This is a genomic window from Dietzia sp. HMSC21D01 (assembly GCF_001815995.1).
In the GTDB taxonomy this organism is placed as follows: Bacteria; Actinomycetota; Actinomycetes; order Mycobacteriales; family Mycobacteriaceae; genus Dietzia; species Dietzia cinnamea.
This window is the reverse complement of record NZ_KV824033.1, coordinates 1-10,917: the sequence shown is the minus strand read 5'-3', so window position 1 is coordinate 10,917 and position 10,917 is coordinate 1. Positions and strand designations below refer to the sequence as shown.

Sequence of the window (10,917 nt, the reverse complement as noted above, 5' to 3'; positions counted from 1 at the left end):
AACCCGCGACGACCCGGCCGCCCCGACAGGCGACGTCCCGGTGGCCACCGGCGCGGGCGCGGCGGCCGGGCGGCGCAGGTACACGGCCCGGGTGATCACGGCCGCCACCACGTAGAAGACGGTGAACACCACGAACGCCGCCGTCGCCGATCCCGATGACTGGTATGAGCTGCGCAGGGTCATGTTGATGAGGAAGCCGCCGAAGGCCCCGACGGCGCCGGCCACTCCGATCAACGCCCCCGAGTGGGCCCGCGACCACGCCGCCCGCGCCGCCTCCGGCAGGTCCAGGCCCCTGCTGCGGGCCTCGTAGACGGTGGGGATCATCTTGTAGACCGACGCGTTGCCCATCCCCGTGAGCGCGAACAGGGTGAGGAAGGCGGCGAAGAACAGGACGAGCGCGCCGCCGGAGAGCCTGCCGCCGTTCGAGGCCTGCATGCTCGAGGTGACGATAAGCGCCACCGTGGTGAGGGCCATGCCGAGGAACGTCACCAGCGTCACCCGCGCACCGCCGAACCGGTCGGCCAGGCGGCCACCGAGCATGCGGGTCAGCGAACCGAGCAGCGGGCCGAGGAAGGTGATCTGCGCGGCGTGGAGCGCGGCCTCGCCCGGCGACTGTCCGTTGCCGGTGAAGGTCATGGTGAGCATCTGGCCAAAGGCGAAGCTGAAGCCGATGAACGAGCCGAAGGTACCGATGTAGAGCAGGGACAGCACCCAGCCGTCCTTGTCGCGGACCACATCCTTCATGCTGGCCACGTCGACGGTCTGGTGAGCGAGGTTGTCCATCTTCAGCGCCGCACCGATGCCGGCGATCACCAGCAGCACCAGGTACACCGCGATCACCCAGTGCGGCGAGCGGTTACCGGCCAGCGCGATCACGACCAGGCCCACCACCTGAATGGTGGCCACACCGAGGTTGCCGCCGCCCGCGTTGAGGCCCAGGGCCCAGCCCTTCATCCGCTGCGGGAAGAAGGCGTTGATGTTGGTCATGGAGGAGGCGAAGTTGGCCCCGCCCAGGCCGGCGAGCGCGCCTACCACCAGGTACAGCCACAGCGGCTGGCCCGGGTTGGCCATGATCCATAGCATCGCGCCCGCCGGGATGAGCAGGACGAACGCGGAGAACATCGTCCAGTTGCGACCGCCGAACGTGGCCGTGGCCAGCGTGTAGGGGATGCGCAGGAACGCGCCGGTGAGGGTCACGACCGCGGAGACGAGGAACTTGTCCGGGGCGTCGAGTCCATAGACGTCCTCCGGCATGAACAGCACCATCACCGCGAAGAGGGTCCACACCGAGAACCCCACGTGCTCGGCGAACACCGACCAGTACAGGTTGCGCACGGCGATGCGGCGACCGCCGGACTCCCACTGGTGCCGGTCCTCCGGATCCCAGTTCTCGATCGTGCGTGAGCGCGTCATGTGCGTGGCCCCTCCCCGCCGGTGGGCTCCCTCGTTCGGAGCCCCGTGACGGCAACCGTAGGAACGGGCTGTTTCCCCTGTGCTATTCGCGGTGACGGTCCCGTCACGGTGTACTCACGTGCAGGCGTTCGACCTGTGAGGGCGCCTCGGCCGTGATGGACTGTGCGCATGTCCTGCCGCGTCACATTCCGCGTCACCGCCCGCCTCATCGCGGTGATGACCGCCGCGCTCGCCCTCATGACGGGTCTGGTGCCCGCAGCCTCGGCGCAGCAGACCGGGGCCCATCCCCTGGACACATGGCGGGCGCCCTTTCCGCCGCCCGCGCCGATCCCGGCCGACGCGCGGTACGTTGACACCCAGTCCACGACCGGCCCGGACCAGCCGGGGTTCTGGGAGCCGGGACCGAATGTCATGCGTGTGGTCTCGCGGGCCCCGGCGGACTCCCCCACCTGGTGCGACGGTTACTGGAACCTGGCGGGTGTGCGGTGTTGGCAGGTGGCCCCGGATGGATCCGTCGCCGAACTTCGCCGGTTCTCCCTCCTCACCGACATGTGGCACGGCTCGTCGGACCCCTGGGCCGGGGCCGCCTATCAGGCCGGCTACCGCGTCGCCTACGAGATGGGCTGGGACTACACCTCCGGCGGCATCGTCATCCCCACCGGATCCGGGACCGCCTACTCCACGATGATGCCGCTCGGCAGGCAGTCCCCGGATGCCGACGTATGGGTGGCGCCGGGGATCCTTCCCGGGAGCTGACGATCGCGGCCGCGACGGCTGAGTAGCCTGGTGGTTCCGCGTGCCCCCGGATGAGAAGGATGCCCCACGTGCCGTTCCCTCTGGATGTCCCCGAGTCCGTCCTGCGCAGGCGCCGCAGCCAGAAGTGGCAGGCGTACCCGGAGGACGTGCTGCCGCTGTTCGTCGCCGAGACCGACGTCCTGCTGGCCCCCGCGATCCGGGATCGACTCGCGGCCGCCGTCGCCGACGGGGACACCGGGTACTTCACGGAGATCGAGCGGCTGGCCGGGGTGTGCGCCCGGTACTACTCGCGTTTCGGGTACGACGTGCCGGAGGACGCCGTGATCCCGGTCAACGATGTGGGGGTCGGCGTTCGCGAGTCGCTGGCGCGCATCCTGCCGGCCGGGAGCGGTGTCGTGTACACGCCGCCGGTGTACATGCCGTTCGGGCCGTGGATTCGGCGCGTGGGGATGTCACCGGTCGCGGTGCCGTTGATCGGTCACGACGGCGAGGACCCGCAACTGGATCTGGCGGGAATCGAGCAGGCGTTGGCGGGTGGAGCCCGGGCCGTTCTGCTCAGTCACCCGCACAATCCCACGGGCGTCCTCCACTCGCGTGCGGAGTTGGCCGAGCTAGCCCGGATCGCCGCCCGGCACGACGCGGTGGTGGTCTCGGACGAGATCTGGGCGCCCCTGGCCATGCCCGGCGTGGACTTCGTCTCGTTCCTGGCGGTCTCGCAGACCGCGCGCGAGGTGGGGCTGGCGATCTCATCGGCGTCCAAGGCGTTCAACCTCGCCGGGTTGAAGTGCGCGTTCGTGGTCAACGGCAATCCGGAGAAGTTCGCGGTTCCCCGTTCGGCGCTGTCCGGCGCGGTGGGGCACTTCGGCGCCCTCGCCGCCGAGGCCGCGCTCACCGAGTCACTCGACTGGCTCGACCACATGCGGGCCGCCCTCGCGTCGAATCTCGACCTCATGGAGCGGTTGCTGGCCGAGCATCTGCCCCGCGCGCGGTGGCGGCGGCCTGACGCGGGGTTCGTCGCGTGGATCGATCTGCGCGGGTACCCGGGCCTCGGCGACGACCCTGCCGCCGCGTTCCTGGACGAGGGTCGGGTCGCGCTGAGCCCGGGCCCGGCGTTCGGACCTCAGGGCAAGGGCTTCGCCCGCGTGAACTTCGCCTGCTCCGACGAACTTCTCTCCGAGGCATTCTCACGGATGGGGCGGATCGCGTCCGAGCGCGGCTGAGGTCCGCCCAGGCGCGGTGTCAGCGGATCCGCACCCCTCGGCGGCGGGGCCGTGGCCTCGCCGCCAGAGGAGAACTCCACCGAACGTTCAGCCCGTCACCGTGAAGGCGAACGACGTCCTGTGCTCACGTCCGTACCGGTCCGTCGCCGAGACCCGGGCGGTGTGCTCGCCCGGCTCGAGATCGGAGGGCAGCGCGATCCGCCACAGGTGCGAGCTCGACCGGCCCAGTGCGGCGTCGGCGATGAGGTTGTGGGTCCCCGAGACGGTCTCGGTGTACTCCCAGCCCACGTTGAGGGCCTCGCCGGCCGCCGGCTGGGTGTGCTCGGCGGCGACGGGCTCGCCCCCGTCGACGGACACCCGGACGCTGGCGTCCGTGGATCCGCCGAAGAAGCTGGCCGCCAGCCACGCCGCGCCCGTGCTCACGTCCGCGGTGCTGGCGGAGTCGGTCGCCACGGGAGCCGGAGCCTCACCCTGCTCCCCGTCGTCCTTCCACTGCTGGTAGGCCTCGGCCCACTCCCGCCACGCGGGGCTGTTGATCCCTGTCAAGAACTGGCGGTCGGCCGACTCGTTACGCACGGTGTAGTACTCGGAGCGCTCGTGTCCGTCGAACTCGATGGTCAAGACACCGGGCTCGGCGGCGTCGGACGTGTACGAGTAGGGGACGCCGTTCTCATTGAGCTCGCCGGAGTACCACGAGCCGGAGACCGCGCCGGCCACGAGCTGGTCGTGGGTCAACTCGGGGATCCCGGCATCGATCCACTCTTGCCTGGAGTCACCCGCCAACAGATGCTCCAGCGTGTGGGTGTGACCGCCCACCGTCACCGCGTTGGGATAATCGGCCAGGATCTCGTACAGCGCACTCGCGTTGTCGGTCGTGACACCGCGGTAGTCCACGATCGGCGCGTGCGCGGCCACGACGATGTTCTTCTGACGCTCCACGTGCTGCAGGTCGTTACGCAGCCAGTCGAGCTGCTCCTGCGTGAGGGCCTCGGCGTAGCCGCCGTTGGACCCGTCGGCCTTCTGACCGTTGTAGACGATGTTGAACAGACCCACGAAGTGGGTGTCGCCCACTTCGTAGGAGTAGTACGGCGCGCCGAAGTCGCGGCGATAGGTGTCGACGGAGTGGGTGGCGTCGGCCGCGTCGAAGTCCATGTCGTGGTTACCGGGGATGGCACGCACGGGACCGTTCGCGTCGGCGTAGAGGTCCTTGACGGGCTGGTTCAGGCTTAGGTCGTCGCCGACGTTGTCGCCCAGGAGCAGGATGCCGCAGCCCGCGTAGTCGTCGCGGGCCGCGAGGTCGGCGGGCACGCCGCGGCTCGCGTACCCGACCTCCTCCATGTCGTAGGTCTGGGTGTCGGAGGCGATCGGGCAGGACTGCCTCGGATCGGCGGTCGCGGCCGACTTCGCGAGCGGGAAGTTCACCGCCGCGGGTAGATCGCCGGTCGGCTTCAGCCCGCCGAAGCGCAGCTCCGGCGAGCCCTCGGGCAGGTGGTTGTAGCTGAACTGGGCGACCTTCTGCTCGTCGACTGGCACCTGCCAGCCTGCGGGCTGGGTGATGAAGGCGGTGAAGTTGTCGGTGGCCGGCAGTTCGTAGCGCCCCTGCTCGCGTTTCACGCCGCGGCGGGCAGAGGGTCTAGGTGCATGCGCGACACCCCCGCCCGCCGTGCCCTTCGAGGGGACGGCGAACGGGGGTGGACGACAGCCTGAGCCGGTGGGATGCGGGCGTCAGCCCTGGTCTGCCGCCAGCTTCCTCAGCGACTCGGTCGGAGCGAAGCGCTCGCCGTACTTCGCGGCCAGCTCCTCCGCGCGAGCGACGAAACCCTTGTAGCCCGAGGCCTCCTTGGCGCCCGGCTCCGAGTAGTTCTTGGCGTACTGGCGGGTGCCGCCGGTCCACGCCGGGAACCCGATGCCGATGATCGAGCCGATGTTGGCGTCGGCGTCGTCGGTGATCACGCCCTCGTCAACGCACTTCTGCGTCTCGAGCACCTCGGCGAAGATCATGCGGTCGATCAGGTCCTGCAGCGGCGGGGCGTTGTCGGGAGAGGTGTTGAACGCCTCCCGCAGGCCCGGCCACAGTCCGCCGCGCTTGCCGTCGGCGTACTCGTAGAATCCGGCGCCGGCGGCGCGCCCGGACCGCTGGAGCTCCTCGACCATCTTGAGGACGACGCGGTCGGAGGAGGTGGGCACGTACTCCCTGCCCGCGGCCTCCTCGGCCTCGCGGGTGGCCTGACGAATCTTGACCATGAGGTTGAGGTTCAGCTCGTCGGAGAGCTGCAGCGGCGCCGCCGGGTAGCCGGCGATCCGGCCGGCCTGCTCGATGGTGGACGGTTCGATGCCCTCGTCGAGCATGCCGATCGCCTCGTTGACGAAGGTGCCGATGACGCGGGAGGTGTAGAAGCCTCGCGAGTCGTTGACGACGATCGGGATCTTGCGGATCTGCAGCGTCAGGTCGATGGCCTTGGCCAGCGTCTCCGGCGTGGTCTTCTCCCCGCAGATGATCTCGACGAGCTGCATCTTGTCGACGGGCGAGAAGAAGTGCAGGCCGATGAAGTCCTCCGGCCGCTTGACGCCGGTGGCCAGGTCGGTGATCGGCAGGGTCGAGGTGTTGGAGCCGAGCAGCGCGTCGGGCGCGACGATGTCCTCGATCTCCTGGAAGACCTTCTTCTTGAGATCGGGCGACTCGAACACCGCCTCGATCACCAGATCGCAGCCGGCGAGCGCCTGCGGGTCTGTGGTCGGGGTGATGCGGGCCAGCAGCGCGTCGGACTTCTCCTGCGTGGTTCGGCCCCGCTCGAGGGCCTTGGCCTCGAGCTTCTCGGAGTACGCCTTTCCCTTGTCGGCGGAGGCCTGCTCGACGTCCTTGAGGACGACCTCGATGCCGGCCTTGGCGCAGACGTAGGCGATGCCGGCGCCCATCATGCCCGCGCCGAGGACGCCGACCTTGGTGAACCGGGTGCGCGGGATCTCGGAGCCGTCGGCCGCCTTCGGGCGGGCGCCGCCGGAGGAGCAGTGCTGCATGTCGAAGAAGAACGCCTGGATCATGTTCTTCGCGATGGGGCCGGTGACGAGGGAGACGAAGTAGCGCGCCTCGATCTTCTCGGCGGTGGCGAAGTCGACCTGGGAGCCCTCGACGGCGGCGGCCATGATGGCGCGCGGCGCAGGGGCGGGCGCGCCCTTGGTCTGCTTGCGCATGTTGGCGGGGAAAGACGGCAGGACGCCCGCCAGCGCGGGGTCGTCGATCGTGCCGCCGGGCAGAGTCCAGCCCTTGCGGTCCCACGGCTGGGTGGGCTCGGGGTCGGTGGCGAGCCATGCCTTGGCGGCGTCGATGAGCTTCTCGGGCTCGACGACCTCGTCGACCAGCCCGGCCTTGAGGGCCTTGTCGGGCGCGAAGGAACGGCCGGACATGAGGATGTTGGGCACGGCCTGGGCGAGGCCGAACATCCGGACGGTGCGGACGATGCCGCCGCCGCCGGGCAGCAGGCCGAGGGTGACCTCGGGCAGTCCGACCTTGGCGCCGCGGGCGTCGGCCATGACGCGATGGTGGCACGCGAGCGCGAGTTCGAGGCCGCCGCCGAGGGCGGCGCCGTTGATCGCGGCCACGACGGGCACGCCGCAGGTCTCGAGGGCACGCATGCGGCCCTTGATACCCATCGACCGCTCGTAGAGCTCCTCGGCCTGCTCGGGGCCGGCCTTGATCATGGACTTGAGGTCGCCGCCGCCGAAGAAGCTCTTCTTGGCGGAGGTGAGGACGACTCCCTTGATGGAGTCCTTCTCGGCCACGATGCGGTCGACCGTGGCGGAGAAGTCGTCGATGAAGCGGGTGTTCATCGTGTTGGCGCCGTGGTCGGGGTCGTCCATGGTGAGGGTGACGATGCCGTCGCCGTCCTGCTCCCACCGGAACATGTTGTCGCTCACTGGTTCTGTACTCCTGTATCGCTGTGGTGTCGGTGGGTCAGACGCGTTCGATGATGGTGGCCACGCCCATGCCGCCACCCACGCAGAGCGTGATGAGGGCGCGCTTGCCGCCGGTGCGCTCGAGTTCGTCGAGCACCGTGCCGGTGATCATGGCCCCGGTGGCGCCCAGCGGGTGGCCCATGGCGATGGCGCCGCCGTTGACGTTGAGCTTCTCGTCCGGGATGTCCATGTCCTTCTGGAAGCGCAGCACGACCGAGGCGAAGGCCTCGTTGAGCTCCCACAGGTCGATGTCGTCGGGGGTCAGGCCGGCGGTGGCGAGCGCCTTCTTGGCCGCCGGCGTGGGTCCGGTGAGCATGATGGTGGTGTCGGCCCCCGAGGTCGCGGCGGCGACGACCCGGGCGCGCGGGGTCATCCCCATCTCCTGCCCGGCCTTCTCGGAGCCCACCACGACGAGGGCGGCGCCGTCGACGATGCCGGACGAGTTGCCGCCGTGGTGGACGTGGTTGATCTCCTCGACCCAGTGGTACTTCTGCAGCGCGACGGCGTCGAACCCGCCCATGTCGCCGACCATGGCGAAGGAGGGCTTGAGCCCGGCGAGCGCCTCGACGGTGGTGCCGGGTCGCATGTGTTCGTCGTGGTCGAGGATGGTGATGCCGTTGATGTCCTTGACGGGCACGACCGACCTGGCGAACCGGCCCTCCTCCCAGGCCCGGGCGGCGAGTCGCTGCGAGCGCTCGGCGTAGCGGTCCACGTCCTCGCGGGTGAAGCCCTCGAGGGTGGCGATGAGGTCGGCGCCGATGCCCTGGGGCGAGAAGTAGGTGTCGTAGTTGGTGGCGGGGTCCATCGCCCAGGCGCCACCGTCGGTGCCCATGGGGACGCGGGACATGGACTCCACCCCACCGGCGAAGACGACCTCGTCCCATCCGGAGCGGATCTTCTGGGCGGCCATGTTGATGGACGTCAGCCCGGAGGCACAGAAGCGGTTGATCTGCACGCCGGCGACCGTGTCGGGCATGCCGGCGGCCAGGGCCGCGATGCGGGGCAGGTCCATCCCCTGGTCACCGAGGGGGGTGACGATGCCGAGGATGATGTCCGAGATGCGGTTCTCGTCGAGATCGGGGAACCGACGGCGCGTCTCCTCGATGAGGCCGACCACCAGGTCGATCGGCTTGACCCCGTGTAGGGCACCGCCGGGCTTGCCCTTACCTCGCGGTGTCCGGATGGCGTCGTAGATGAATGCCTCGGTCATGGGTGGGCCACGCTCTTTCTCTGGGCGAACAGGTTCGTGTTCCGTCAGGCTACGTGGTGCGGCCGCGCTTCGCGGAGTGTGGTCCGTTTCCGTCGACCGGCGCGTCGACTGCGCGGCCGGTGGCACAGTGGACCGCGTGACTGCGAATGACATCGTCTCCCCTGTCCTGGCCGAGCTCGCCGAGGTGTGCGGGGTCGCCACGAGTTATGACGACGCGCAGGGCGTGCACCGGGAGATCCCCGCCCGCACTGTGCGCGCGGTGCTCGCCGCGATGGGCGTACCGGTTGCTGTCGACGACGACGAGCTCGGCGTTTCGGAACACGAGGCCCTGGCGGCCGTTCGCGTGCGCCCCTGGCGGCGTGTTCTGCCGCCGTCTCTGGTGGCACGTCAGGGCACCGCCATAGGGTGCCCGGTCCATGTCCCGCACGGCGCGAAGGTGACCGTGTCGGTCCTGCTCGAGGACACGGATGTCCCGGTGACCCTGCTCCCCCTCGATGAGCCGCGGGCAGCCCGTGAGGTCGACGGCGTCACAGTCGAACGGGTGACGCTCCAGGTGCCGGCCGCGCTGCCCGCGGGATGGCATCGCGTCTCCGCCGTGGTGGAGGTTCCGGACCGCGAACCCGAGTCGAGTGAGTGCACCCTGCTCGTCTACCCGCCGACGATCCCGGTCCCCCGCGGCCTGAAAGAGCGCAGGGCCGTCGGCCTGGCCGCGCAGATTTATCAGGTGCGTTCGCGGCAGTCGTGGGGCGTCGGGGATCTCGCCGACCTCGGCGACCTCTGCGGCTGGGCCGGCCGGGAGACGGGCGCGGATTTCGTGTTGGTCAATCCGATGCATGCCGGCGAGCCGTACCCGCCGGTCGGTCCGTCGCCGTACCTGCCGACGACCCGCCGTTTCGCCTCTCCCCTGTACCTACGTCCGGAGCTGGTGCCCGAGTACGCGGAGCTACCCGCCGCTGATCGCGCGCGGGTCGATGCGCTCGCGCGGGAGGCAGCGGAATCCAATGAGAAGGACACCATCGACCGGGACGCGTCGTGGTCCGCGAAGTTGGAGGCACTGCGCCTCCTCTTCGCCGTTCCGCTCTCGCCGCGACGCTCTGAGTCGTTCGACCGGTTCGCCGTCGAACAGCCGGGGCTGAGGGGGTTCGCCACGTGGTGCGCACTGGCCGGCGAGCACGGGCCTGACTGGAGCGAGTGGCCGGAGGAGCTGAGGGATCCGGACTCGGAGTCCGTCGCGCGCTTTGCCACCGAGCACGCGGAGGAGGTCCGTTTCCATGAGTGGTTGCAGTGGCAGGTCTCGCAGCAGCGGGGGCTTGCGCAGAGCGAGGCGGTCGGAGCCGGTATGCGGCTGGGCGTCCTCCACGATCTGGCGGTCGGCGTCCATCCGACCGGGGCGGATGCGTGGTCTCTGAACCGGTCGCTCGCCCGCGGCGTCTCGGTGGGCGCGCCGCCGGATGCGTACAACCAGCTGGGTCAGGACTGGTCGCAGCCGCCGCTGCGACCGGATGCTCTGGCGGAGGAGGGTTACGCGCCATTCCGCGACATCGTTCGCGCCGCGCTCCGGGATTCCGGTGGGGTGCGTATCGATCACATCCTCGGGCTCTTCCGCCTGTGGTGGATTCCTGAGGGCGCTCCGCCCACCGAGGGGACGTATGTCCGGTATGACCACGAGGCCATGCTCGGTGTCCTCGCGTTGGAGGCCACGCGGGCCGGCGCCGTGGTGGTCGGTGAAGACCTGGGCACGGTGGCTCCGGGGGTGCGGGAGACGTTGTCCGATCTCGGGGTGTTGGGTACGTCGGTGATGTGGTTCGAGAAGCGTGACGACGAGCCGGTTCCGCCGGAGGAGTATCGCCGCCTGTGTATGGCGTCGGTGACGACGCATGATCTTCCCCCGACGGCCGGCTACGTCGATCTCGTACACGTGGATGTTCGCGAGGAGCTCGGGCAGCTCACCGGTGACGTCGACGAGGAGCGCCGGTCCGCGGAGGCGGAGATCGAGGCGTTCCGCGAGGCGGTGCGCGAGCGGGACCTTCTCGAGGGTGACTCGCCGGCTGACCTGGTCGTGGCGTTGCACCGTTTCGTGGCTGCCGCGCCGTCGTTGCTCGTGGCGGTGTCGGTGTCGGATCTGGTGGGTGATCGGCGCCCGGTTAACATGCCGGGTACGTCGGATGAGTATCCGAACTGGCGGGTGCCGCTGACGGATGCCACCGGACGGCTCGTCAGCCTCGAGGATCTGCTCGGCTCGACGTCGGCCCGCCGGGTGATGCACGCGGCGTCGGGTGGGTGAAATGGCGGGAACCCCCGGCCCTGGTGGGGTCGGGGGTTCCGGCTTCTATCAAGTTGTGTTCGGCGGTGTCCTACTCTCCC

Annotated in this window: 7 protein-coding genes; 3 read left to right on the top strand and 4 right to left on the bottom strand. The window is 69.7% G+C overall.

Annotation, left to right across the window (positions count from 1 at the left end):
* On the bottom strand, positions 1-1,413 hold a 1,413-nt coding region (locus tag HMPREF3086_RS13655; protein ID WP_083324449.1), incomplete at its 3' end, for a nitrate/nitrite transporter.
* Between the two features lie 168 nt (positions 1,414-1,581).
* On the opposite strand from HMPREF3086_RS13655, the gene HMPREF3086_RS13650 reads away from it, so the two are divergent.
* Positions 1,582-2,169 carry a hypothetical protein gene (locus tag HMPREF3086_RS13650; RefSeq protein WP_061229318.1) on the top strand — a complete coding sequence of 196 codons (588 nt, stop codon included), beginning with the start codon at positions 1,582-1,584 and terminating at the stop codon, positions 2,167-2,169.
* A 68-nt stretch (positions 2,170-2,237) separates the two neighbouring features.
* Positions 2,238-3,389, top strand: coding sequence for a MalY/PatB family protein (locus HMPREF3086_RS13645; RefSeq protein WP_061229333.1), 1,152 nt, complete (start codon positions 2,238-2,240; stop codon positions 3,387-3,389).
* Between the two features lie 87 nt (positions 3,390-3,476).
* Here HMPREF3086_RS13645 and HMPREF3086_RS13640 read toward each other — a convergent pair whose 3' ends face one another.
* From HMPREF3086_RS13640 to HMPREF3086_RS13630, 3 genes are all read right to left on the bottom strand, one after another.
* Positions 3,477-5,003 (bottom strand): calcineurin-like phosphoesterase C-terminal domain-containing protein, encoded by a 1,527-nt coding sequence (locus HMPREF3086_RS13640; protein ID WP_246831001.1) that lies wholly within the window; start codon positions 5,001-5,003, stop codon positions 3,477-3,479.
* A gap of 111 nt (positions 5,004-5,114) precedes the next feature.
* Positions 5,115-7,304 carry a 3-hydroxyacyl-CoA dehydrogenase NAD-binding domain-containing protein gene (locus HMPREF3086_RS13635; RefSeq protein ID WP_061229317.1) on the bottom strand — a complete coding sequence of 730 codons (2,190 nt, stop codon included), beginning with the start codon at positions 7,302-7,304 and terminating at the stop codon, positions 5,115-5,117.
* A gap of 37 nt (positions 7,305-7,341) precedes the next feature.
* Positions 7,342-8,553, bottom strand: a complete 1,212-nt coding sequence (locus tag HMPREF3086_RS13630; protein WP_007632224.1) for an acetyl-CoA C-acetyltransferase — start codon at positions 8,551-8,553, stop codon at positions 7,342-7,344.
* Positions 8,554-8,689: 136 nt separating this feature from the next.
* Between HMPREF3086_RS13630 and malQ the strand changes: the two genes are divergently transcribed.
* On the top strand, positions 8,690-10,837 hold the full coding sequence (gene malQ, locus HMPREF3086_RS13625; RefSeq protein ID WP_246831000.1) for a 4-alpha-glucanotransferase: 2,148 nt from the start codon (positions 8,690-8,692) through the stop codon (positions 10,835-10,837).
* The last annotated feature ends 80 nt before the right edge of the window (positions 10,838-10,917 follow it).

Coding starts and splice junctions, on each gene's coding strand:
- HMPREF3086_RS13650 (WP_061229318.1), top strand. CDS start 1,582: ATGTCCTGCCGCGTCACATTCCGCGTCACCGCCCGCCTCATCGCGGTG.
- HMPREF3086_RS13630 (WP_007632224.1), bottom strand. CDS start 8,553: ATGACCGAGGCATTCATCTACGACGCCATCCGGACACCGCGAGGTAAG.